Consider the following 22,833-nt stretch of genomic DNA (forward strand, 5'->3'; position numbering starts at 1 on the left):
AAAATGTACACCGTAAAAGAAGTCGCTTCATTGCTTGATTTGACCGAACACACCATTCGCTACTATACGGATAAAGGACTTGTTCCGAATTTAAAGCGGGACGCGAATAATAATCGTTTTTTGATGAAGCAGCAATCAATTGGCTGTTATGTGTAAAGCATTTAAGACAATGCGAAAAGAAGCTGAACTACTCGCCACTTGAAATATGAGGTGAGCTACGAGAAAGTAACCTTTCTTTTTCCCGTATATAGCTATGGTTCTTTTACAACGGCTACACGCCTTTCAAATCGAGTAATATGCATGTTTGATAAGCGCGAGCTAAAAACGGTGGATGTTTTACCTGGCGCTATCGCAATTGATGATTTCAATGAGATCCTGTTGGGAAAAGGTTTCTTATTATGGATATAGAAAACAAAGAATTTATCGATATTCTCCCAGATATAGAAGTGGATATGATAAAGAAATACTTACAATCACGAGATATTAGTCGAGTGAAAATGGTAGTAATGGATTTATTGAAATCATTTAAACAGGCAGTGTGTTAAATAGGAGCAAAGGTATAACCCTATAATAGTCATTAATTGTAGATGATCGATTTCTTGATTTCTTTGGAATAAAACCGTTTAGATATTTATCAACTGTTCTACGATGTACATTTCACTCCCTTGCTAGTCTGCTCTTATTATCCTTATATTTAGTTTCTCCACCAAATTGTCAGGTTTGATTGACTTTCCCCTTTAATCTCTGTCTTAAAGTTTATTGAAACAAGTATATTCCTCACCTCATGCACGTATCTATCAAAGTTGTACATTGTTAAGTGAACGTTTCAGTACATATTAAAGTTAGCATATATACATGCTCCATTTTGACTCCAACATTATCTAGCAATTAGAATGAAAGAAAGGTTTCAAGGGGGATAAAATATGTACCTTGGTAGAAAAATCTTTACAACTTTTACAATTCTGTTGTTAATTCCACTTATTGTAATTGGAATTACTGTACACTTAGTTTTTTCCTCTTCGAAAGTTGAAGAATTCACTTCTTATTCAGAGAACTCTATTAAACAACTAAATAATAGTTTAGATTTAATGATGGAGGATGCAGCTAGATCAACGTTATCATTGCTATATAATAGGCAACTAATAAATATATTAAGGGAGTACGATTATGACTCTTCCCTCGAATATAGAAACCACAAGCACACAAATGAATTTTCACTTTTTCTCTCAGGTATTTTATACAAAAAAGAACCTGTTTATGCAATTCATGTATTTACTAATAACGGTTGGATATTTAGCCATATGGGCGATTATAAAATAAAAGATAAAGTAAATTTAATTGATGAAAATTGGTATCATGAAGCCAAGGATAGTAAAGGATCATGGCTTATAAATTCAGAAGAATATCCCAGTTATTATTTGAACAGCAACAAAAGCTTTATCAGTCTTGTAAGGATTTTAAAAGATCCAATAGATAGCAAAGACATTGGAGCAATTAAAGTAGATTTTTCACCAGAATATATATCAAGGCTTACAGAACAGCTGCCAGGTGAATATTGGCAGATATTAAGAGGCGATAATCCGCTTTTCAAAAGACAGAAAAATGAAATTATTGAAGAATGCAAAGTTAACAATAGTTGGATTAAAGATGAAGGAACAGGAGATAAATACTTATGTGTTACGGATACATCGGTTAAGACAGGGATACAAGTCAGCAATATTATTCCCGAGGATGAAATCTACAAGGATATAGCAGAATTTGATACATTTTTATCGATTTTGATTGCTGTTTGTATCCTGGTTTCATTGATATTATCCTATCATACTTCTAACTATCTTATGAAACCTTTGGAAGTTTTAAAAAAACAAATTAAAGGGTTACAAAATAGGAATTCCTTAGAGCGGTTGGATATTAATGAGAATGCTGATATTGCGATACTTAGCGGTGCTTATAACAATATGTTAACTGAAATAAAACAATTGGTTGAGGAAGTGTACGAATTAAATATTAGGAATGCTAATTCGGAATATAAAGCATTGCAAACTCGTATGGATCCACATTTTATTTTTAATGCATTAGAATCAATTAATATGACTGCACTTAAAAATAAACAATTGGATTTGTCAGATATGATTTCTGAATTAGGGACGTTAATCAGGTTCAGGTTAAAAAATGATGAGCAACTGATAATACTTGAAGAGGAGTTGGAATTTAGCAAATCATATGTTTCGATAATGAATCAAAGGATGAGTGAAAATCTAAATGTAGCTTGGGATATTGATACTGAAGCTATGAACATTAAAGTTCCTAAGTACATTATTCAACCATTAATTGAAAACGCCATCATACATGGATACAACGGGAAGAAGCTCAATATTTATGTAATCGTAAAACTTAAGGGGTTTTATCTAGTAATCATAGTTAAAGATAATGGAGTAGGAATTGATAAGGCTAAACTTGATTTCATGTTGAAAAAGTTCAAACAGGAATCTGAAATCGGCAAATATTTTAGTGCGGGAAGGAAGAACAATGGAATTGCATTAGAGAATATTAAACAACGGCTAAATCTTACATATGGAACAAAAAAAGAGCTGTTACAGATTGATTCAGAAAAGAATTTAGGAACGACCATCACGATTACAATCCCAATGAATGAAGGTGATGTCTTTGAGAAAGGTTCTATTAGTTGAAGATGAAAAAGTTATTCGGGACGGGGTAAAAACTTTATTAGAAGAAGTTATTACTGGATATAGTGTACTTTGGGAAGCGGATTGTGGTAAAAGAGCTTTAGATATAGTAAACATTGAAATACCTGATTTAATTATTACCGATATCAGAATGCCAAATGTGGATGGATTGGAGTTTATTGGCATACTCAAAAACATCCACCCTTCTGTCCCTGTCATCATAATTAGTGGGTACGATGATTTTGCTTATGTTAGAAAAGCTTTAAAATTGGGAGTTAAAGATTATCTGTTGAAGCCAATAAATAGAATGGAACTTGCAAGTGTTCTTGAGACAATCAATAAATCAAAACAGGTTTTAGTTGTTTCCGAAGATAATATTGGAGAACCAACAATAATTAAAAACATCAAAGAAGCTGTGGAAGAAAACCTTGAGGGTAATCTATCGCTCAATTATCTTTCTAAAACTCTCAATCTTCATCCTAATTATATAAGTCAGCAATTTAGCCAACATACAGAAATTAGATTATCAGATTATATCTTGGATAGAAGAATGAGCAAAGCAAAAGAACTATTACTAAATACTAATCTTAAAGTATATGATATTGCCCATCTTACTGGATTTTCAAATGCGAAACATTTCGCCTCTGTATTTAAAAAGCATAATGAAAAAACTCCTCAACAATATAGAGAGGAAAGCTAAATATTAATAATACAAACCATTTCTTAAGATTAAAGCATTTTAAAGCGCTTACATAATTGCTAAGATTGATGTTAATGAAAGGGGGAAGATTATGAAAAAATACTTTATTGTCTTGTTAGGAATGGCTTTAATGATTTTAGGTGCATGTGATAAGGGTAGTGAATCGAGTGGGGCTGGTAATGAAAAGGTTGAACTTACCTTTACAACATGGGGCGGAGATCAGCACATTGAAATGTACGAAGAGTTGTTAAAAGAATTTTATGATGAAAACCCAAATATTAAAGTTGATGTTGAAAGCATTCCACATGGTGATTATCAACAAAAGCTTTCAGTTCTTGCTGCAGGAAACGAACTTCCAGATGTGGGATGGGTTGCAGAACGAATGGTACCACAGTTTGTCAAGAATGACATCTTAACTGATATAACGGATATTGTGGAAGATAAAGATTTTGAATTTGACGATTTTATTCCATCAACACTGGATTTGTGGAAGCATGATGGAAAGCTATTGGGACTGCCTTTTTCTACACCACCAATGATTTTATATTATAACAAAACAATGTTTGAGGAGGCAGGTCTAGAGACACCAAACGAATTGGCAAAAAAAGATGAGTGGACATGGGAACAATTCGAAAAAAGTTCAAAAGCTTTGTCAGGAGGGAAGGGTAGTGAAAGAACATATGGAGCAAGGTTATTTAATGAATGGACTAACTTTGCTACTATGCCATCACATACCCTATCCTATGGTGGCAAATTATTTTCGGATGATATGACAAAGTTTGAGTGGAATTCAACTGAAGGTATAGAGACATTGAAAATGCTGGACCGTATGATGTTTAAGGATAAATCGCATGTACCACCAGGAGAAAACATTAATTTCGAAAGTGGTAATGTTGGCATGTTTACATTCATGTACAGTTATATAGCTAATGTCCGTGACATAACTGATTTTGATTGGGACATTGCTCCTCTACCGAAAGGACCTAAAGGAAGAGTTCCATTGTTAGGTCAAGCAGGCATTGCTGCATTTGAAGGTAGCGATCATCCTGAAGAAGCGAAGAAGCTTTTGTTATTCTTGGAAAGTAAAACTGGTATTCAAGCTCAGTCTTCGTTCTTTGTACCACCAAGAAAAAGTGTTTTGGAGTCTGACGAATTTATTAATATCCCAAATAACCCATCAAGAGAATCCATTGAATTAGCACTTATTGATGAAATGGATAATGGATTTACATATCCATTACATGAAGATTGGACAAAAATTGAAAGTGAAATTATCAATGGATTTGATAAACTATTTTCTCAAATTGAAAAACCAGAAGGAATATTGAAGGAAATGGAAGAAAAAATTGATCCTATACTAGAAAAGTAATGAGAACGGGGTAATTCCCGTTCTCTTCATAATAACTTTTTATGAGGTGAAAGAATGAATAATGGACTAAATGATTTTTTATTAAGTAAAGAAATGCCTATTATTGTTAGCTTACCTGAAAACCGTGTGGATTTAGCGGAAGCTGCGATTAATGCAGGTGCCGATGCACTAAAATTCCACATCAATGTAAGCCACCGTGCAAGCGGAAATGAATTTAAGGGGCTGGACAGTTATATTGATGTATTCACTGAAATTAGAAAGATATATAACGGTCCCCTTGGTATTGTTATTAGCGATGATATTAATAAGGTGAACCAAGTAGATATAGCGAAGTTAAAAGAAGTTGGTTTTAGTTACTTTTCACTCTATGCAAAGGACATTACGTCAAATTTACTACTTCAAAATGATTTGGAAAAAACCGTTGCTGTTGATGATCAGTTTGATCCTTTCAGAGTGAAGGCAATTGAGCAATTTGATATAAAAGCAGTTGAATTGTCCGTGGTAAAGAAGGAAAACTATGGAAAGCCACTTAATTTTACGGACATGGTTTTATATGAAAACTATAGAAAAAATACCGATCTTCCGCTTATTATTCCATCCCAGAAAAAACTTGTTCCGGCTGATATGGATATTTTAAAACAAATTGGCATAAATGCAGTAATGCTAGGTGCGGTTACAGTTGGAACGACAGTAGAATCTATTTATCAAGCTGTGTCTGAATTTAATGAATATAATAGTAAATTAAGCTGACATAAGGATGATTGTATGACAAAAACAAAACTAATACGAAGAAAGAAAATCAGCAATAAATTGGGAGATACTATAGGTGGATGGTTATTTATTTCACCTATGTTACTAGGGTTTACAATTTTCATGTTTGGGCCATTATTATATGCTTTTTATATTAGTTTGCATGATTGGCCACTATTGGGAGAATCATTTTTCACTGGTTTTGAAAACTATCAAAATCTTGTTAAGGATAACTCCTTTAAAAACTCTTTAATTGTTACCTTGCTCTTCAGCTTAGGATTGGTGCCACTTAATATTACCTTGGCAATGTTTTTAGCGGTTCTTCTAAAAGACAAATTTTGGGGCATAGGCTTTTTCCGAACAGCTATATTTGTTCCGGTAGTAACATCATTAATTGTCTGGGCAATTGTCTGGAAATATCTTCTTGCTCCAGAATTGGGATTTATCAATCAATTTCTAGGGTTATTTGGAATTGAAGGACCTTCGTGGCTATTGAATAAGAGTACCGCGTTGCCGGCAGTGATAATAGTAAGTGTTATCAAAAACGTTGGGTTAAACATGATTTTATTTTTAACAGCAATGCAACAAGTTCCTGAGGAACTGTATGAAGCTGCTGAGTTGGATGGAGCCTCAGCTTTCAGAAAATTCAGGAATGTAACATTCCCTTTAATTACTCCTACTATTTTCTTGACCATGATAATCACAACGATAGGAGCAATGAAAATTTTTGGCCAAGTATATGTAATGACACGAGGAGGGCCTGGTGAAAGTACAAAAGTGCTAGTTTACTATATTTGGGAAACTGCATTCAAGCTATTTGACATGGGGTATGCTTCAGCCCTGGCCTTTGTTCTATTTTTCATTTTATTAGCTTTTACTATCCTTTCATGGGTAGTGAGAAAGAGGTGGGTATTCTATGAGGAATAAGAGAACTTTATATTTAAGATATCTTGGATTAAGTTCAATCATTATTTTTATGATAGGTCCTCTTATTTGGATGATTTTAACTTCCTTGAAAGAGCCCGCTAGAATTTTTACTCAATTTTTTCCTAGTCCGATACGATGGGAGAATTATATAGAAGTTTTAAACAAAGTCACTTTCTTAAAGCAGTACTGGAACAGCATATATATTGCTGTTTTAGTTACACTATTTGTTCTATTATTTGCCTCGATGGCTGGATATGCATTTGCTAGGATAAATTTTCCGGGAAAAAATATAATTTTTATCCTGTTATTAAGTGTAATGATGATTCCACCAGAAGTCACTATTATTCCCTTGTTTTTATTTATGAGAGATTTAAATTTGGTGAATACGCATATTCCGTTAATATTATTACCTGTTTTTGGCGCTCCAGGGGCATTTGGTGTATTTTTGATGCGACAATTCTTTATTGCAATACCTAAAGAACTAGAGGAAGCAGCGATTATGGATGGCTGCTCAAAGTTTAGGATTTACTGGAGGATTATGTTACCACTTTCTATTCCAGCACTATCGACGTTAACCATTTTTACATTTTTAACAAATTGGGATGAATTTTTATATCCTTTAATATTCATCAATAGTAGAGAATTAATGACACTTCCAATTGGTTTGTCACTGTTCACAGATGAGACAGGAACTGCTTGGCACCATCTAATGAGTGCTACCACATTGGCAACAATACCTTTACTAATAGTGTTCTTTTTTGCACAGAAGAAGTTTATTGAGGGAATGACAGCTGGCAGTATTAAATAGTGGAAATACATTAATTGGAGGAATCTATAAATGAGTTTTGAAAATCTATATTACTACAGACCTTCCATAAAAACAGATAATCACGAAACCATTGAAAGAGACTTAATAGTATATTGTGCTACACCGGCAGGTATTACTGCCGCTGTTCAAGCAAGCCGGGCAGGTTTATCGGTGGCAATTGCTGAATTTGGACGACATGTAGGAGGCATAACTGCCAGCGGCCTAGGAGCAACTGATTTAGGAGCTGGCCAAGCGGTTGGAGGTCTTTCAAGAGAGTACTATAGAGAAATAGGAAAGCATTATGGAAAGGAGGAACAACAAACATTCGAACCTAGTGTGGCCAAAGCTATATTTGATAAATGGATTAAGGAACATGACATAGATGTGTACTTTGATCAACATTTAGTTGAAGTTAAAATGGAACATGGAAAAATTACAGAGTTAGTGATGGAAGATGAAACGGTTTATAAAGGGAAAATGTTTATTGACAGTAGCTATGAAGGAGACTTACTGGCCAAAGCAGGTGTTTCGTATCATGTTGGCAGGGAATCCAGTGCTACTTATCAGGAAATATTTAATGGGATTCAGTTTGGTGGACAACATCATAAATTCGAAACATGGATTGATCCGTATGTTACTAAAGGAGATAAAAGTAGTGGCTATCTATCAGGTATCACAGAAACCGACATGGATGCGGTGGGATATAATGGGAAAGGAGATAAATCAATCCAGGCATATAATTTTCGTATCTGTCTAACAAAGGATTCCAATAACAAAATACCTTTTCCTAAGCCTCCAAACTATGATGCAAATCGGTATATTCTATTATTACGATATATAGAAGCAGGTTTTTGGGACGCTATGAATCTGCATACTATGATGCCTAACGGTAAATCAGATTTGAATAACTATGGTGGATTTTCAACAGATAACATCGGAATGAATTATGAATGGCCAGATGGTAGTTATGAAAGACGGGAAGAGATCTTTCAAGACCACTTTTCTTATAATCTAGGAATGCTTTACTTTTTGGCGAATGATTCCAGGGTTCCGGCCGATATCAGGGAAGAAGTCTCATCGTGGGGATTGCCTAAAGATGAATTCAAGGAAACGGGCCATTGGCCACATCAGCTTTATATTAGAGAAGCAAGAAGAATGATTTCAGATTATGTGATGACGGAACATAACTGCTTGGGGTATACAAGGATTGATGATTCTATTGGTCTGGCATCTTACCAAATGGACTCTCATCATTGTAGAAGAGTTGTCGTAGATGGAAGATGTGTGAATGAAGGCGATGTTCAAATTCCTATTGCACCATACCCCATTTCTTACCGTGCAATTAGACCAAGGATGGAAGAGTGTACAAATTTATTAGTACCAGTGTGTGTATCAAGTTCTCATATCGCATATGGCTCCATCAGAATGGAACCAGTATTCATGATACTAGGACAATCGGCAGGTGTAGCAGCTACATTGGCATTGAAAAATAATCAGAATGTACAAGATCTTGATTACAAAGAATTAAAAGTGGAATTATTAAAGGTTGGTCAAGTTGTTGATTGGGATTCTTCTATTGAATATGATCCAGTAGAAGCAATGAAGAAAACATTTGGAAAAGTAACAGTAAAAAGATAATAGAGGGGCGATTCTTTTGAAATTAGGAAAAGCATTTTATTTTATTTTGATTTTTTTCTTATTGATTCCAGATGTTCAAATCGCACATGCAAAAGACAAGGATCAGGGGCTAGCGAATATTCTACTTGTACCTTTGGATGACCGCCCAGCAAATATCTATTTTCCACAAAAGGTGGGTAAAGCAGCGGGAGTTAATGTAATTACCCCATCAAGAGAAATAATTGGATATTATGACAGTCCTGGTAATAGCGAAGAAATAACTAAATGGTTAATAAGTAATGCTGAAAAAGCTGATGGCTTTGTACTGTCTACCAGTATGTTGGCCTACGGAGGATTAATTGCCTCAAGAACAGGTGAAAAGACAATCGAGGAAGCTTATCGAGGCATACAAATCATAAAAGAATTAAAGGAAAAGCATCCGCAAAAACCAATATATGTATATGATACTATTCAAAGACTAGCGGTAACTGCAATCAATGAAGATTATGCAAAATACTATGATCAAATACGGGAATGGGCAATTCTTTATGATAAAGTTCATAACTTAGGATTTGAAGAGGACCGTGCACGATTGGAGCAATTGGAAGCAATTATTCCTGTAGAAGTATTGGAGGATTACTTAAGAGCAAGAGAAAGGAATCATGAAGTAAACAAAACCCTTATTGAATGGACCGAAGATAACGCTATTGATTATTTGATATTGGCACAGGACGATGCCGCTCCTTATGGGCTCCATCGCGCTGAAAGAGAATTATTGGTTGAGAAAGTTGATGCTTTGAACATTGAAGATAAAGTGGCCATTTTCCCTGGCGCTGATGAAGTAGATGGGGTACTTGTTTCAAGATTCGTAACGAAGCTATTTAATGAAACGCCAACGTATTTCATTGAGTACGGAGGTATCCACGGAAAAGATTGGATTGCACCTTTTGAAGATACAACTTTTGATGAAAACGTTATGAAACACATTATCGCTGCTGGAGCGGATATTACAACAACTGAAGCAGATGCTGATATACACCTAATTTTAAATACACCTTCGCAGGAAGGTGATAGTAGATCAGATGATATAAATGCTATGGTTAATAGAATTCAGGAATTAGTTTTGAACAATAAACAAGTTGCTATAGGAGATGTATTAATCGTTAACAAAGCGGATGAAGATTTTGTTAAGACACTTGCTGAAAAGGTGGACCTAACTAAAATACTTTCATATAGTGGGTGGAATACTGCTGGCAATGCACTTGGTATGACTGTTGGTCATGCTACGTCAAGAGATGCATTCCTTAATCAAAAGTCAGGATTCGGTGTACCTGTTTACAAGGAAACAGCGAAAGCCCATTATGAGTTTCTGCTTCACCGTTTTGCAAAAGATCAGGGATATAAAAATGTGGTGCAGCCTGCTACAAATCAATATATTTTAGATATAGGTGCAAACCCATGGGATTTGGGTAGTGACTATGATGTTGTTAATCAATTTGTTAGAAGTAACTTAACAACTGAAACCGTAAAATGGTATAGGAATTTTGATGGTAAATCGGTTTATATCGGTTCGAGAGGAAGAAAGAAATTTTACAGTACAATTAATGGTTTAAGCGATGTTCACGTTAAACTTCCCTGGCCAAGAACATTTGAAGCTGAGTTGGAACCAGCGTTAAAATTAGAGTAGATGATTATTGCTACCTTAAAATTGTATACTACATTGATTAATGTTTTTCTGGTGAAATGGTTATTCGTACGTCTTGATAAAAATAAAAAACCGCCTTTTCTCAAATGGTTATGAACTGCATCCCGTTGTTAGATGGTGTCTAACAATTGGGGTGCAGTTTAGTTAAGAAGAAGCGGTTTTCTTACTTAATATCTATGTTAACTGCATCGTTGTGATGCATGTTCCGTCATTTTCAAAGGTAGAAATTTCTGATTCAACTTGCTTTCCATCATGTGTAATGACAACACGATATGTCTTATCACGAGGAAGCCACAAGTCGAAGAACCCATTTTTCTGGGAAGTTACGGTTTTGTCGACAATTACATTTCCATCTGTATCTTCAATTAACACATCGAAATCCTTTTCAACCATTTCTCCCTGACAGCCTGTTAAGCTATGATTGGTACAAGGATGGGTTTGCTCTATAAAAGGCGCTATCGATACAAAAAATTCATCCTTAGGTAAATCATAGATTGTTTCACTATTATCCGCATCGGTCACGATAAGCTCTTGTGATGTAATGGAAGCGGATTGATCGGTTATCTCCCCAACACTATAATCTTGCACAAGCTGTTTAATATCTGTCGTTTCCTTTTTAGAAGCAGATTCTTCGTTTGTTCCATCATCACTACATGCAACTAAGAAAGCAGCAACCAATAGCATAATGACGGCACTTATTTTTAATTTCATTTACATGCACCCCACTTGTTTGATTATTCTCTATTAGTATAGCATTTCTAATGCGATGACATCGCTATGTTCTCAAATTGACATAATTCTTTCACGAATTAAGAGTAGTTCACAAGAAATCCTCCCAAGCAATAAAGCCCTTCTGTCGTTTAAGATAGAAGCTTCTTTATCACCTGTCGTCCTTTTCCATGTGGAATGCATAAAGGCGTTCCGCATATTGGATCATCGATGATATCACACTCCAATTTAAAAATGGTTTACCACATTCGGAGTAATCACTTCTTCGGGCTTTCCTTGTGAGAATACCTTTGTAGATTATAAAAAAGGGGAAGGAGTGTGTCAACTATCATTTGTAGCTGTGCATTCGTATTAGAACATCAAACAGATTCATCGATCAGAACAGCGTAGTATCTGAGAAAATCAACGAAAAATCAGTACTTCCTGTATATAGTCGCTTTTTTTATTTTTAATCGCAGCAGGCAAATTACCGTTTCTGGGAGGACAAGACTTGCGTAAATTATCCTATGGAGGTGATATTCATGTTTGGAATTGAAGCATACGGGGTTGTGCTAATTCCAATTATTATGGGGCTGATCGAGGTAGCTAAGATTCTAGGGCTGCCGAGAAAATATGCACCACTGCTTGCGGTAATTTTAGGAGTAGCTGCAGGAACGATTTATGCGAATCCTGATAGTCTCAGAGGAGGCATTTTGATTGGAATTGCCTTAGGACTTTCTTCGGTAGGTCTTTATAGTGGGACAAGAAATTTTTTGTACCAAAATAAATGTAAGGAGAGCTCAGAAGATGATTAATATTTTTATTGATCCAGGACATGGAGGAAATGATAGTGGAGCAACTGGATATGGACTAGAAGAAAAACAATTGACCTTAGCAATCGCGCTGAAAACAAGAGATATCCTCCAAAATGAATATGAAGGTCATTCTATTATGCTTTCTCGTACAACAGATGCGACACTTTCACTCTCGCAACGAACAAATATGGCAAATAGCTGGGGGGCAAACTATCTTGTATCCATTCACATAAATGCAGGAGGGGGAACAGGATTTGAATCGTATATTCATAATGGAAGCTATTTAGGCAAAGGGGAGACGGATCGCTTACGGGGGATTATTCATGATGAAATCGTTTTAGAGACAAATTATGGTGACAGGGGAAAGAAGGAAGCGAATTTTCATATGCTCCGTGAATCAAATATGTCCGCTGTGTTAACGGAAAACGGATTTATTGATCATCATGCAGATGCTACAAAGCTAGCAAGTGATGCATTTTTGACTAAAATTGCGCGTGGACATGCAGTAGGCCTGGCCAAAGCACTTGGTTTGACGAGAAAAACAGCGTCAACTCTGTATATTGAAATATTGGCTGATGCCCTGTGGACGTACAATACACCGGATTGGAATGATAAGGCTGTTATTGTAAATAAAGGGGAAGTATATACGGTGATTCAGGATAAGTTTCCAGTAGACGGTGGCTATATGTATCAAATTAAAAGTGGACTGTATATTACCGCTAGTCCAACCTATGTACGTGTCTATTCACGATAGGTGTTCGAAAGCCTCACAATAGCGTGGGGCTTTCGTGCGAAACTTGATAAAGAATTATGTGGAAAAGAGTTGACTTTTTAAACAGCTTTACATAAAATAAGAACAAACGTTCCCTTTGGTGGTGGTTTATAATGATTGGCCTCTTTCATCGATCCGTCCAAAATAAAGAAAAGCTTATGATATTCTATATAGACAGTACGAATCATATCACTCAACGCATTATTCGTGTTTTGGATGTGAATGAAAAACAGGTGTTAGCATTTTGTTATTGGCGAAAGCAAGTACGGACATTTAAGCTGGATAAAATTTTATCTGCCGATGTGCTGCGAAAGCGTAAAGCATAATGGATAGTGAACGGTCGATCATCGACTATCCTTTTTCATATGTCCATACGCGATTTTGATTGGAGTTTTCTGGGAATTTTTCTCCAGCTTTTAATTTTATCTGCTTTGGATTATTTACGTTGCTTCCTGTTTCTCCAATTTCAATATATACACCATTATTTGGCGCCTTTTGTCCAGAACGGTAATGACGAAATTCTCCCATCACATCTTCCCTCCTTTTCCTATATAATGGCTCTTTTCTGTCTGATTCATTCCCCTATATTGGAGATACTTTTATTTTTGACTTTGTTACCTTGCTAAAATACGCTATAGTAGTTTTATTCATTAATTATATTGTGCAGGGGGTAAAGTATGAACAATATCAAACAATTATCAAAAGCAGACTATGAAGCGATTTTTGACTTATCCCAATTTGCTTTTCAATATGTTCTAAGTCCTGAGGAAATGAAGAAAAAAAGAGAAGAAGCAGAACGCCACATTATATGGGGCTGGATGGAGGAAGAAACGCTCGCAGCGAAAGTACATCTGATCCCACTTTCCTGTTATATCTTAGGGAAAGAATTTGAAATGGGCGGGATTAGTGCGGTGGCAACCTGGCCAGAATACCGTCGTAAAGGAATGGTAAAGCATTTGTTGAAGCATGCGCTTCAATATATGCGGAAGCAAGGACAAACCATTTCTTATTTGCACCCATTTTCCATTCCTTTTTACCGAAAATTTGGCTGGGAGCTCGCATTCGCGGAAAAAGCTTATACCATTCCGATGAAGCTTTTACGTAAACAGTGGAATGGGGTGGGTTATGTTAGAAGAGAGAATCAACCTATTTCCTTGTTGCATCCGGTTTATACTGCTTATGCAAAGGGATTTTCAGGAATGCTTGTTCGAGACCTTAAATGGTGGGAGCAGCGCATTCTCAAAAAAGATGCACAAATCGCAGTAGCATACAATGATAAAGGAGAAGCAGAAGGCTATGTTATGTATGATGTAAAGGACAAAAAACTTACTGTACAGGATATGGCATCTACATCTCTTAACGGAAGAAAGCTATTATTACAGTTTCTTGCAAACCATGATTCGATGGCGGAAAATGTGGAAATGGTTGTTTCAGAAAGAGATCAGCTTGATTTAATCGTTGATGAGCCAATCTATGAACAAAAAGTGCAGCCATATTTCATGGCTCGCATCGTTGACGTTGCTGCATTTTTAAAGCAGTATCCCTTCACAACGCTCGAGAAATCCTGTCACGTATCGTTAATTGTCGAGGACGAATTTCTTCCAGAGAATAATGGAGTATACCACATCAAGGTTAAAAGCAACGAATCAACTGTAACTTATGTAAAGGCGGTTAGTGAACAAACACAGGGAATTCACTGTTCTGTGCAAACCCTTGCTGCAATCATGCTTGGTTACAAACGACCGGTCGATCTATATGGGATGGAAAAGCTAAAAGGTTCGAAGGAAGCTATTGAAAAGCTTGAACAGATCGTACCATTACAAGAAGCGTTTTTTGCCGATTATTTCTAAAAGTATATATAGCAAGTATTCTTATGCGAATAGAAAACGAGTATTTAAATAAAATATTTGGCGGTTAATGGCTGTTCATACGTCTTGAATAGAGACGATGGGCAGCTTTTTTTATTATAAAAGGTGGAATATTGATGTGAAAGTAGCTTCGCTGTCGACAAAGCGCGCTCGGATTCTTTTCTTCTATTATTATTTTTCGAAAAAAATAGAAAATGGTAGGAAATTGTTTACAGATAAGTTAAAATTAATAGCAAGGAAATCTCGTACGACAACACATAGAAAAGGAATGGAATTCATGACCTATCATGTGCAATTGGTGAAACTTTTGTTTTCAATGGAAGATCATTTATATCGAATTCAACGGGCAGAAAAGATTAGCAATCTATGGAAAGTCACTGGGTTTTTAGCTGTTGTTAGTCTGTTTCTCTATGGATGGATGGCATACCTTGGAATTGGCTCTGAGCTGATTTCCAGAGAAGCAGTTGGATTAGGGATGGAACAATATGAAGCAAGCAAATTTTGGTTTATTGTAGGACGAATGTTATATGGGCTGCTTTTCACAGTGCTTGTTATTGCTGTACCTGCGCTTCTTTTCCACTACTTAACAGGAATTCCTTTTCAAAAGCTTGTCATTATGCAGCAGGTTGTATTCTCGATTCTACTTTTGGAACGATTAACGTGGATACCATTGGCGGTTTTCTTTGGTCTTGATTGGTATGTATCACCAGCATCCTTCGGCATTCTCTTTTCTTTCATAACTGATAAAGCATGGCTGATTTATTTTTTTGGAGCAATTTCGTTATTTCAGCTCTGGGTTATAACCTTCCAAGTAACTTATTTGCGTAAGCTATCATCGATGAGCAAGCAACGGATATGGCTAAGCGTTTTATTTCTACATATTGTTGAGTGGGCCTTTGTTTCCCTGTTTGCCTTTATGGATCGCTATTTGATAGGTGGGTGGTTCGGATGAGGAAAAAGAAAGTAATCATGTTTATGGTCCTGTTTTTTATCGGATTGAATGTTGGTCTAGTGATGCTTGATAAAGATAAAAAAGTTGATCGCATTACATATGTGAGTGAATGGAACGAAGTTAGCCTTGGCGATGTATATGAACGGATTCAAGTTGACGGTATGCTAGATTATATTAATGAACAGCATGTGTATTTTGATAATCAGCTTGGTGGGTTCGATCAATTTCTAGTAGAAGAAGGAGACATGGTCAATAAAGGAGATCCGCTTTATTCATATAAAGCGACTTATTATTATGAGACAAAAGCAAGCCTTGAACGGGAAGCTGAGCGTTTAACCGGAGAAATGGAAGCGATCGAAGCGGCTATTGGAAAGATGAACGCGTATCAAGTATCTCAAACGACGATGAAGTTTGTTTCCCCAGAAGGAAATGAAACAATAGAGATACCGCAGAATCAATCTGAGGCAACTTTACTTAAGGAGCAATATATCCTCGAAAAGGAAAAAGAACGGGATCAAAAGGCGGCCCAGTTGAAAAGCATCCAATCTCAAATCTCGGAGCTTTCTTCGAGTGGTGATACGATAACGGTGGAAAGTCCGTTTCGCGGAAAAGTAACAACGGTATCAGATGGATTGGATAATCCGATTGTGACGATTCAGCTTCCAGAATTATTGGCCCGAGGAGAATTGACCGAAAAGGAACGGATGCTTGTCGAAGAATCGATGTCTGCAACAGTTAGTATGACAGAGGGAAAGCAACAGGTAGAGGGTGCTGTTCAATTTGTTGCTGAAGAGCCAGTATCGCTGGAAATCAAAACGCGGAGTATGTATCCATTTCATGTAGCACTCGATAAAGAAGCAGATGATATCGAAACACTTTTACCAGGCTACCATGCATCGATTTTGATTACGTTACAAGAATCATTAGATACACCGGTTATTACAGAGAAAAGCTTGTTTGGAAAGTATGTCTGGAAGATGACAGCGACTGGAAAACTGGTAAAAACCCCTGTTCAAACAGGTATTGAGATGAAGCCTTCGGTCGAAGTAACACATGGTGTTGAGCAAGGACAATGGCTTGCACAGGCTAAAAAGGAGCGATTTCGCAATGACGCTTCATTTATTACACCATTACAAATAGAACGAATTCCTTGGAAACAAGTACGACAATTAGGAGATTGGAAAAAAAGTATAACCATTGGTTTGCTTTCTCGTTAATAGAATAAGATTCAATACGAAGCGTAAGAGACAAAACAACCTCAAAATACTTTTGGCAGTATCATCTTTGCCAAGTGCACGGCCTTAATCCACTCGGAAAAGATAGCACGCTTTTCCGAGTGGGTTTTTCGACGTACAGGACGTACTAGCGCAGACGTTGCCACAGGACGTAGCGGTTTTAGTCTGCGTTCCTCTATTTCATTTTCCCAAAGGACAACGAACGCTTCGGCAGCGATACATCGCACGCAGAAAAAGTGTTCCTCTTTTTCAAGGAGTCTCCCCTTAAGCAACATCCCCTTATGCATACTTTTTCTCTCCTTGTTTTGTTTGCTTATGCTTCTGATCATGTAACAGTACGTTGATAAGTGCCCCAATTAATAACAGCATGGCGGTTAGATAGAACCAAATCATCAGTATAATAATCCCACCTAAACTCCCGTACGTAACCGAATAGTTTCCGAAATTACTCACATAGAAAGAAAAGCCAAACGAAATAATTTGCCATAAAAGGCTGGCTATACAAGCTCCTGGGAAAGTGTGTTGAAAAGAAAGCTTCTTATTTGGAGCAAAGCGGTAAAGTCCCATTATAAATAAGGCCAGCACGAGGAAAGATACGAACCAGCGAAGCACTTGAAATAGCACATCAAACTCAGTGAAAATCGGTAACGATGTTTTTAATAAACTCCAAATTAAATTTCCGAGCACAGGAATAATAAACGCGATTAGAAAAGCTAGGATGACGCCTATCGTAAGTCCAAGGGCACGCAATCGAACAGCGAGAAAGGAACGCGTCTCTTCGATATCATAGGCTTCATTTATTGATAGCATAAAGGAACGAACGCCATTCGATGCAGTCCATAATGCACCAATAATTCCAATCGTTAATAATCCGCCTTTTGGTGTTTGAACGATATGAACAATATTATCTTGGAAAATAGTTGCTATTCCGTCTGGGACGTGTTGTTGAACAAAGGCTATTGCATCCTCAGGTTGAATTTGAAAGTATGGAATAATGGTAAAGCATACGATAAGCAATGGAATGATGGACAGTAAATAGTGATAGGCTTGGGCAGCAGCAAGTAATGGAATATTATGTTGCTTCCACCTGCTTAAAAAAGCGCTTGTGAAATGGATGATTGCTGTCATCTGCTTCCCTCCAATGAAAGTCGTTTATTCATGCTATACCCGCACACGAGTGAATCTAATCTGCATCGTTTAAGTCATAAAGGAACGTCTTGTCCCATAAAATAATAGCAATATAAAGGAGTAAGGGGCGGTATAGATGGAACGTTACAGGAAGCATTTGCAGCGTTTAGCATGGGTTGTCGGGTTATTCATGCTTGTATTTTTACTTCAATATCCACTTCAGCAAACACAAAAAACATGGAATACATGGTCACTTCCATTATCGGGAAAAACGATCGTCATTGATCCAGGACATGGCGGACCAGATGGTGGTGCAGTAGGAAGGGATAAAACAGAAGAAAAAGATATCGCGCTAGCGGTGAGTAAAAAATTACAAGGGTATTTACAGCAATCTGGAGCACTGGTTTATTTAACGCGGGAAAAGGATACAGATCTAGCAGATGCACAAACAAAAGGATTATCGAAAAGAAAGTCAGAGGATATCCGCAAGCGACTTCAGTTTATTCATGATAAAAAGCCAGATTTTTTTCTTTCTGTTCATTTGAATGCGATTCCTTCTCCGAAATGGAGTGGGGCACAAACATTTTATTATGCGCGTTATGAGGAAAGTAGGCATCTAGCTACAATGATTCAAGAGCAAATGATTACAAACTTAAAAAACACGACACGCTCCCCATTAGCGATTAATGGCATGTACTTGTTAAGAGAAGCAAAGGTTCCAGGAGCATTAGTAGAGATTGGCTTTTTGTCGAATGAAAAGGAAAGAGAATTATTGAAAAAGAAAAGCTATCAAGAAAAAGTAGCAGTAAGCATGTATGAAGGGATGCTGCGATATATGACAGAGGAGCCAAAAGAAGAAGCATCTGAATAACCTTTGAAAACAGTGAAATACCTTATATATTTAAGCCTTCCCTTTCTCCAGTTCATATCACTTAGATTTCAAGTGATTTATGTTATACTAGCAGTGGACATGTTATCATGTGGAGCATGACAATAGAAATTGAGCTTATAATGCTTCTACTTATCATTATTCAACCAATGCTACCAAAGGGAAGGTGACAAACTGTGTTAACGAAAGAAGAAGTAATACAGCTGCTTAGCCCAGTAAACGATCCATTTTTACATAGAACACTTGAAGAAACAGACGGGATCAAGGATATTTCGATTAGGGAAGATAAAAAGCATGTAAGTGTCAAGCTGGCGATTGGTAAAACAAATACAGCGGAGCAAATGACACTGCAACAAGAAGTGGTTCGTATTTTAAAGAAAAATGGAGCTACGACGGTGGGATTGCGCTTTGAGCAATTACCAGATGAGGTAATTCAAAAATATCAGCCAACCGTAGATCATGAAAAAGAAGCATCTTTACTAGGTGGAAGCCAGAACACGAAATTCGTTGCGATTGCTAGTGGTAAGGGAGGCGTTGGTAAATCAACGGTTACCGTAAATACAGCAATGGCTTTAATGCGTTTAGGTAAAAAAGTCGGAATCATTGATGCTGACATCTATGGCTTTAGTATTCCAGATATGATGGGAATTGAGGAAAGACCACAGGTTCGAGGCGAAAAGATTATCCCAGTAGAACGCTTTGGTGTTAAAGTTATTTCTATGGGATTTTTCGTAGAGGACAACTCGCCGATTATTTGGCGTGGCCCGATGCTAGGAAAAATGCTAACAAGCTTTTTTAAAGAAGTCGAGTGGGGCGATTTAGATTATTTATTGCTTGATTTGCCTCCAGGAACTGGCGATATTGCCATGGATGTGCATGAAATGCTACCGTCCTGTAAAGAAGTGATCGTGACAACGCCACATCCTTCCGCTGCTTTTGTTGCGGCGCGTGCTGGTCAAATGGCATTAAAAACAAAGCATGAGATTCTAGGTGTTGTAGAGAACATGGCATATTTCCAAAGCAAGACGACTGGAGAGAAAGAGTTTGTCTTTGGACAAGGAGGCGGACAGAAGCTCGCAGAAGTCTTGAATACGAAAGTACTCGGACAATTACCGCTTCAACAGCCATATGAAGATGAGGATGATTTTGCTCCATCTGTTTATCAGGCGGATCATCCACTCGGAAAAGCATATCATAAAATAGCAGCAAAAATTGTTGCACAGCTAGAGAAATAATAGGTGATATTAAATAGAACAGCCTGCATTTCCTCCCAACTTTCGGAGGATGCAGGCTGTTTCGTTTTGCTGCTTATCGTTTTAGGATTAATGAGCATATTACAATGATTGATTTTTTGTTGCATGCACATTTTCATCAACTACACAGGACGTTTGCGAGCACGTGTTATTTAATTCGCAGGCAGCACACTTTCCTTTTGAACTTTTTTTAAAATACCGAAAAAGTGTATACGTACCGTAACCAAATATTAATGCGATAAGAATAACATTAATCATCATTGAAGCTCCTCTCCGTTAAGCTAAATTTCTCAAAAAAGAACGGATCCAATTTGATAAATCACCCATGTTACAGCATAGGCAGTAACGAGTGGATAGATAATGGAAAATACTGTCCACTTCGTTGATTTCGTCTCTCTCCATATAACTGCGACAGTAGCTAAACAAGGAATATAAAGTAATACAAAAACCATAAATGAATATGCAGATACTGGCGTGAAAAATTGACCAAGCGACGTAGCAAGTTCATTTTCAGATACCGCATAGATGATGGACATCGCAGAAACGACTACTTCTTTTGCTAAAAATCCTGTAATTAATGATGCAGCGGCTTGCCATGTACCAAAGCCTAATGGAGCTAAAATCGGAGCAATAAATCCTCCTACAATCGCCATAAAGCTGTTATCCATTTGTACATTAAAGCCACCTGGTCCAGCATAGCTCATGAGCCATATAAATATAGAGCCTGCGAAAATGATGGTTCCTGCTTTGCGAATAAACCCTTTTCCTTTTTCCCATGTACTACGCCACAAGGTTTTAGCATGTGGCAGATGATAAATAGGAAGATCAATAAAGAACATGGACTTTTCATGCTTCATAATTGTCATGGAAATAAGCTTCGCAACAATTAAAGCTAAAATAATGCCAAGAAAATATAGTGAAAAAACAATAAGTGCTTGATGCTTAACAAAAAAGGCGCCAATAAATAAAGCATACACTGGCAATCGAGCAGAACAAGACATAAATGGAGCGATAAGAATCGTTAATAATCGTTCCTTTCGTTGTTCGATGGTTCGGGTTGCCATTATACCTGGTACATTACAGCCAAAGCTAATGATCATTGGAATAAACGATTTTCCGTTCATACCGAAGAATTCCATGAGGCGATCCATTATAACAGCGATTCGTGCCATATAGCCAGAGTCTTCCAATAGTGAAATAAAGAAAAAAAGCACGAAGATTTGAGGGACAAAAACGAGAACTCCTCCAACCCCTGCAACAATTCCATCAATGATAAGTGCATGAACAAATGGCGATGCCCCGATGAGGGTAAGACCTTGATCAATCCATGTACTTAATGGACCACTAAAAAAGGCATCGAGTAAATCAGATAAAGGTGTACCTATCCAAGAGAATGTCACTTGGAAAACAAGAAACATCACGAGCATGAAGATTGGAATACCCCATATTGGATGGGTGACATAATGATCTAATGTTTGTTGCCACTTTAGCTTGTTCGTCGTATCCTGAGAGGTTGCTGTTTGTAATAATTGTTGGATAAATGCATCTCTAGTATCGAACAAAATACGATGAATCGGCTTTCCTAAATCACTTTCAAGCTGTTCTTTTAAGGCGACCATGTCTGCATAATTTTCGTTTTGTTGTAAATATGCATCAACCGATTTATTATTTGTAAAAAATTGCAGTCCAAGCCAGCGTGATGATAAGTTTTCCGCTGTGATTAAAGTAGAAAAGCTGGTTAAAGCTTCCTCTACGCGTTCTGGGTACGAGAGTGTAAACGCTGGTGCATCTACGGGAGCGGTTAGCTTCTCTAGGAGCTGATCCGTTCCGATATTTTTTCTAGCAATTACAGACTGGACGGGAACACCGAGCATCGCTGCTAGCTTTTCATCATCAAGGAGGATCCCCTTTTTTTCTGCCACGTCAACCATGTTTAATGCAATAACCATCGGGATGTCTGCTTCCAATAACTGAATGGTTAGATGCAAGCTCCGCTCTAATTGGCTTGCGTCAACAATGTTTAATAATTGATCATACTTTTCTGTTACGAGTGCATTAGCGACAAGCTGTTCATCAGCAGATACAGGCGATAAGTCGTAAATACCTGGCAGATCAATTAGTGTCCCTTGATTATTTTCAAGCTCTCCTATTTTTTTATCAACGGTTACTCCTGTCCAGTTACCAACATACGCATAGGAGCGCGTTAATGTATTAAAAAGAGAGGTTTTACCTGTATTCGGATTTCCGATAAGGAGGGATGTTTTCATAATTGTATAACCTCTATTTTTTTCGCCTCTGCTTTACGAATACAAATGTTTTGTCCACGACATTCGAGGATACACGGTCCGTTTAATAAGGAAGATTGCTTCATACATAGCTTGCATCCAGGCAAGAGTCCTACGGAAGTTAGCCGAAGCTGTAATGCGGAATCAATCGATTCCATTTTATCAATGATGGCATACTGCCCAGATCGAAGCTCTGAAAGATTCATTTTATCAACCCTTCCTAATTACAAATGAGAATCATTCTCTATTATATAGTGTAATGAATGAATGAACAAGAAGCAATGAAATGGGAAGAAAATAGCGAACGTTTGTGAACAAAAATGGAATGATTAGAATCAATTTTTTAAAGGAATGGGTTGTGTTTG

Annotated in this window: 24 protein-coding genes and 2 pseudogenes; 18 read left to right on the forward strand and 8 right to left on the reverse strand. The window is 37.1% G+C overall.

What is annotated here, in order from left to right; translation table 11 throughout:
- Positions 1–3: 3 nt before the first annotated feature.
- Together QBK89_RS10715 and QBK89_RS10720 are read left to right on the forward strand one after the other, a co-directional pair.
- Positions 4–173 (forward strand): annotated as a pseudogene (locus QBK89_RS10715) (MerR family transcriptional regulator); the annotation flags it as partial.
- 225 nt (positions 174–398) lie between these two features.
- Positions 399–545, forward strand: coding sequence for a transposase (locus QBK89_RS10720; RefSeq protein WP_284141044.1), 147 nt, complete (start codon positions 399–401; stop codon positions 543–545).
- A gap of 1 nt (position 546) precedes the next feature.
- Here QBK89_RS10720 and QBK89_RS15115 read toward each other — a convergent pair.
- Positions 547–705, reverse strand: a pseudogene (locus tag QBK89_RS15115) (IS21 family transposase); the annotation flags it as partial.
- 218 nt (positions 706–923) lie between these two features.
- On the opposite strand from QBK89_RS15115, the gene QBK89_RS10725 reads away from it, so the two are divergent.
- The 8 genes from QBK89_RS10725 to QBK89_RS10760 all read left to right on the forward strand — a co-directional run bounded on the left by QBK89_RS10725 (position 924) and on the right by QBK89_RS10760 (position 10,545).
- Positions 924–2,690: a cache domain-containing sensor histidine kinase gene (locus QBK89_RS10725; RefSeq protein WP_284141045.1), complete on the forward strand. Its 1,767-nt coding sequence runs from the start codon at positions 924–926 to the stop codon at positions 2,688–2,690.
- Positions 2,668–3,387 carry a response regulator transcription factor gene (locus QBK89_RS10730; protein WP_284141046.1) on the forward strand — a complete coding sequence of 240 codons (720 nt, stop codon included), beginning with the start codon at positions 2,668–2,670 and terminating at the stop codon, positions 3,385–3,387. The genes QBK89_RS10725 and QBK89_RS10730 overlap by 23 nt, the downstream gene beginning before the upstream one ends.
- Positions 3,388–3,478: 91 nt before the next feature.
- Positions 3,479–4,756, forward strand: a complete 1,278-nt coding sequence (locus tag QBK89_RS10735; RefSeq protein WP_284141047.1) for an ABC transporter substrate-binding protein — start codon at positions 3,479–3,481, stop codon at positions 4,754–4,756.
- Positions 4,757–4,810: 54 nt separating this feature from the next.
- Positions 4,811–5,506 (forward strand): hypothetical protein, encoded by a 696-nt coding sequence (locus QBK89_RS10740; RefSeq protein WP_284141048.1) that lies wholly within the window; start codon positions 4,811–4,813, stop codon positions 5,504–5,506.
- 15 nt (positions 5,507–5,521) lie between these two features.
- Positions 5,522–6,433: a carbohydrate ABC transporter permease gene (locus tag QBK89_RS10745; RefSeq protein WP_284141049.1), complete on the forward strand. Its 912-nt coding sequence runs from the start codon at positions 5,522–5,524 to the stop codon at positions 6,431–6,433.
- A complete protein-coding gene (locus QBK89_RS10750; RefSeq protein ID WP_284141050.1) occupies positions 6,423–7,241 on the forward strand; it encodes a carbohydrate ABC transporter permease in 819 nt (272 codons plus the stop codon). The genes QBK89_RS10745 and QBK89_RS10750 overlap by 11 nt, the downstream gene beginning before the upstream one ends.
- Before the next feature lie 30 nt (positions 7,242–7,271).
- A complete protein-coding gene (locus QBK89_RS10755) occupies positions 7,272–8,879 on the forward strand; it encodes an FAD-dependent oxidoreductase (protein ID WP_284141051.1) in 1,608 nt (535 codons plus the stop codon).
- Positions 8,880–8,895: 16 nt separating this feature from the next.
- Complete coding sequence (locus QBK89_RS10760; protein WP_284141052.1) at positions 8,896–10,545, forward strand: DUF4127 family protein; 1,650 nt, start codon at positions 8,896–8,898, stop codon at positions 10,543–10,545.
- Positions 10,546–10,737: 192 nt separating this feature from the next.
- On the opposite strand, the gene QBK89_RS10765 is transcribed toward QBK89_RS10760, so the two are convergent.
- Entirely contained in the window at positions 10,738–11,274 is a 537-nt protein-coding gene (locus QBK89_RS10765) for a CueP family metal-binding protein (RefSeq protein ID WP_284141053.1), read from the reverse strand.
- A 539-nt stretch (positions 11,275–11,813) separates the two neighbouring features.
- Between QBK89_RS10765 and QBK89_RS10770 the strand changes: the two genes are divergently transcribed.
- The 3 genes from QBK89_RS10770 to QBK89_RS10780 all read left to right on the forward strand — a co-directional run bounded on the left by QBK89_RS10770 (position 11,814) and on the right by QBK89_RS10780 (position 13,184).
- Positions 11,814–12,086, forward strand: coding sequence for a hypothetical protein (locus QBK89_RS10770; RefSeq protein ID WP_284141054.1), 273 nt, complete (start codon positions 11,814–11,816; stop codon positions 12,084–12,086).
- The gene (locus QBK89_RS10775) at positions 12,079–12,840 is read left to right on the forward strand and encodes an N-acetylmuramoyl-L-alanine amidase (RefSeq protein WP_284141055.1); all 762 of its coding nucleotides are present in this window, start codon (positions 12,079–12,081) and stop codon (positions 12,838–12,840) included. The genes QBK89_RS10770 and QBK89_RS10775 overlap by 8 nt, the downstream gene beginning before the upstream one ends.
- A 131-nt stretch (positions 12,841–12,971) precedes the next feature.
- The gene (locus QBK89_RS10780) at positions 12,972–13,184 is read left to right on the forward strand and encodes a hypothetical protein (protein ID WP_284141056.1); all 213 of its coding nucleotides are present in this window, start codon (positions 12,972–12,974) and stop codon (positions 13,182–13,184) included.
- Between the two features lie 25 nt (positions 13,185–13,209).
- Here the strand turns inward: QBK89_RS10780 and QBK89_RS10785 are convergent, their stop codons facing one another.
- Positions 13,210–13,386: a YjzC family protein gene (locus tag QBK89_RS10785; RefSeq protein ID WP_284141083.1), complete on the reverse strand. Its 177-nt coding sequence runs from the start codon at positions 13,384–13,386 to the stop codon at positions 13,210–13,212.
- A 149-nt stretch (positions 13,387–13,535) separates the two neighbouring features.
- On the opposite strand from QBK89_RS10785, the gene QBK89_RS10790 reads away from it, so the two are divergent.
- The 3 genes from QBK89_RS10790 (at position 13,536) to QBK89_RS10800 (ending at position 16,895) form a co-directional block, all read left to right on the forward strand.
- Positions 13,536–14,708 carry a GNAT family N-acetyltransferase gene (locus QBK89_RS10790; protein ID WP_284141057.1) on the forward strand — a complete coding sequence of 391 codons (1,173 nt, stop codon included), beginning with the start codon at positions 13,536–13,538 and terminating at the stop codon, positions 14,706–14,708.
- Between the two features lie 136 nt (positions 14,709–14,844).
- On the forward strand, positions 14,845–15,678 hold the full coding sequence (locus QBK89_RS10795) for a hypothetical protein (protein WP_284141058.1): 834 nt from the start codon (positions 14,845–14,847) through the stop codon (positions 15,676–15,678).
- Entirely contained in the window at positions 15,675–16,895 is a 1,221-nt protein-coding gene (locus QBK89_RS10800; RefSeq protein ID WP_284141059.1) for an efflux RND transporter periplasmic adaptor subunit, read from the forward strand. Before QBK89_RS10795 ends, QBK89_RS10800 begins: the two co-directional genes overlap by 4 nt.
- Before the next feature lie 41 nt (positions 16,896–16,936).
- Here the strand turns inward: QBK89_RS10800 and QBK89_RS10805 are convergent, their stop codons facing one another.
- Positions 16,937–17,200 carry a hypothetical protein gene (locus QBK89_RS10805; RefSeq protein ID WP_284141060.1) on the reverse strand — a complete coding sequence of 88 codons (264 nt, stop codon included), beginning with the start codon at positions 17,198–17,200 and terminating at the stop codon, positions 16,937–16,939.
- On the reverse strand, positions 17,193–18,041 hold the full coding sequence (locus tag QBK89_RS10810; RefSeq protein ID WP_284141061.1) for a YihY/virulence factor BrkB family protein: 849 nt from the start codon (positions 18,039–18,041) through the stop codon (positions 17,193–17,195). Before QBK89_RS10810 ends, QBK89_RS10805 begins: the two co-directional genes overlap by 8 nt.
- 136 nt (positions 18,042–18,177) lie before the next feature.
- Here QBK89_RS10810 and cwlD point away from each other — a divergent pair, with 136 nt between their 5' ends.
- Both cwlD and QBK89_RS10820 read left to right on the forward strand, forming a co-directional pair.
- Positions 18,178–18,912, forward strand: a complete 735-nt coding sequence (cwlD, locus tag QBK89_RS10815; protein WP_284141062.1) for an N-acetylmuramoyl-L-alanine amidase CwlD — start codon at positions 18,178–18,180, stop codon at positions 18,910–18,912.
- Positions 18,913–19,106: 194 nt separating this feature from the next.
- Complete coding sequence (locus tag QBK89_RS10820) at positions 19,107–20,165, forward strand: Mrp/NBP35 family ATP-binding protein (RefSeq protein ID WP_284141063.1); 1,059 nt, start codon at positions 19,107–19,109, stop codon at positions 20,163–20,165.
- A gap of 99 nt (positions 20,166–20,264) precedes the next feature.
- On the opposite strand, the gene QBK89_RS10825 is transcribed toward QBK89_RS10820, so the two are convergent.
- The 3 genes from QBK89_RS10825 to QBK89_RS10835 are packed head-to-tail and all read right to left on the reverse strand — an operon-like array spanning position 20,265 to position 22,674.
- Positions 20,265–20,444: a FeoB-associated Cys-rich membrane protein gene (locus QBK89_RS10825; RefSeq protein ID WP_284141064.1), complete on the reverse strand. Its 180-nt coding sequence runs from the start codon at positions 20,442–20,444 to the stop codon at positions 20,265–20,267.
- Positions 20,445–20,473: 29 nt separating this feature from the next.
- Positions 20,474–22,450, reverse strand: a complete 1,977-nt coding sequence (gene feoB, locus QBK89_RS10830) for a ferrous iron transport protein B (RefSeq protein WP_284141065.1) — start codon at positions 22,448–22,450, stop codon at positions 20,474–20,476.
- A complete protein-coding gene (locus QBK89_RS10835) occupies positions 22,447–22,674 on the reverse strand; it encodes a FeoA family protein (RefSeq protein ID WP_284141066.1) in 228 nt (75 codons plus the stop codon). Before QBK89_RS10835 ends, feoB begins: the two co-directional genes overlap by 4 nt.
- Between the last annotated feature and the right edge of the window lie 159 nt (positions 22,675–22,833).

It is taken from the genome of Virgibacillus sp. LDC-1 (genome assembly GCF_030137545.1).
In the GTDB taxonomy this organism is placed as follows: Bacteria; Bacillota; Bacilli; order Bacillales; family Amphibacillaceae; genus LDC-1.

Coding starts and splice junctions, on each gene's coding strand:
- QBK89_RS10720 (WP_284141044.1), top strand. CDS start 399: ATGGATATAGAAAACAAAGAATTTATCGATATTCTCCCAGATATAGAA.
- QBK89_RS10725 (WP_284141045.1), top strand. CDS start 924: ATGTACCTTGGTAGAAAAATCTTTACAACTTTTACAATTCTGTTGTTA.
- QBK89_RS10735 (WP_284141047.1), top strand. CDS start 3,479: ATGAAAAAATACTTTATTGTCTTGTTAGGAATGGCTTTAATGATTTTA.
- QBK89_RS10740 (WP_284141048.1), top strand. CDS start 4,811: ATGAATAATGGACTAAATGATTTTTTATTAAGTAAAGAAATGCCTATT.
- QBK89_RS10745 (WP_284141049.1), top strand. CDS start 5,522: ATGACAAAAACAAAACTAATACGAAGAAAGAAAATCAGCAATAAATTG.
- QBK89_RS10750 (WP_284141050.1), top strand. CDS start 6,423: ATGAGGAATAAGAGAACTTTATATTTAAGATATCTTGGATTAAGTTCA.
- QBK89_RS10755 (WP_284141051.1), top strand. CDS start 7,272: ATGAGTTTTGAAAATCTATATTACTACAGACCTTCCATAAAAACAGAT.
- QBK89_RS10765 (WP_284141053.1), bottom strand. CDS start 11,274: ATGAAATTAAAAATAAGTGCCGTCATTATGCTATTGGTTGCTGCTTTC.
- QBK89_RS10770 (WP_284141054.1), top strand. CDS start 11,814: ATGTTTGGAATTGAAGCATACGGGGTTGTGCTAATTCCAATTATTATG.
- QBK89_RS10775 (WP_284141055.1), top strand. CDS start 12,079: ATGATTAATATTTTTATTGATCCAGGACATGGAGGAAATGATAGTGGA.
- QBK89_RS10780 (WP_284141056.1), top strand. CDS start 12,972: ATGATTGGCCTCTTTCATCGATCCGTCCAAAATAAAGAAAAGCTTATG.
- QBK89_RS10785 (WP_284141083.1), bottom strand. CDS start 13,386: ATGGGAGAATTTCGTCATTACCGTTCTGGACAAAAGGCGCCAAATAAT.
- QBK89_RS10790 (WP_284141057.1), top strand. CDS start 13,536: ATGAACAATATCAAACAATTATCAAAAGCAGACTATGAAGCGATTTTT.
- QBK89_RS10800 (WP_284141059.1), top strand. CDS start 15,675: ATGAGGAAAAAGAAAGTAATCATGTTTATGGTCCTGTTTTTTATCGGA.
- QBK89_RS10805 (WP_284141060.1), bottom strand. CDS start 17,200: ATGCATAAGGGGATGTTGCTTAAGGGGAGACTCCTTGAAAAAGAGGAA.
- QBK89_RS10810 (WP_284141061.1), bottom strand. CDS start 18,041: ATGACAGCAATCATCCATTTCACAAGCGCTTTTTTAAGCAGGTGGAAG.
- cwlD (WP_284141062.1), top strand. CDS start 18,178: ATGGAACGTTACAGGAAGCATTTGCAGCGTTTAGCATGGGTTGTCGGG.
- QBK89_RS10825 (WP_284141064.1), bottom strand. CDS start 20,444: ATGATGATTAATGTTATTCTTATCGCATTAATATTTGGTTACGGTACG.
- feoB (WP_284141065.1), bottom strand. CDS start 22,450: ATGAAAACATCCCTCCTTATCGGAAATCCGAATACAGGTAAAACCTCT.
- QBK89_RS10835 (WP_284141066.1), bottom strand. CDS start 22,674: ATGAATCTTTCAGAGCTTCGATCTGGGCAGTATGCCATCATTGATAAA.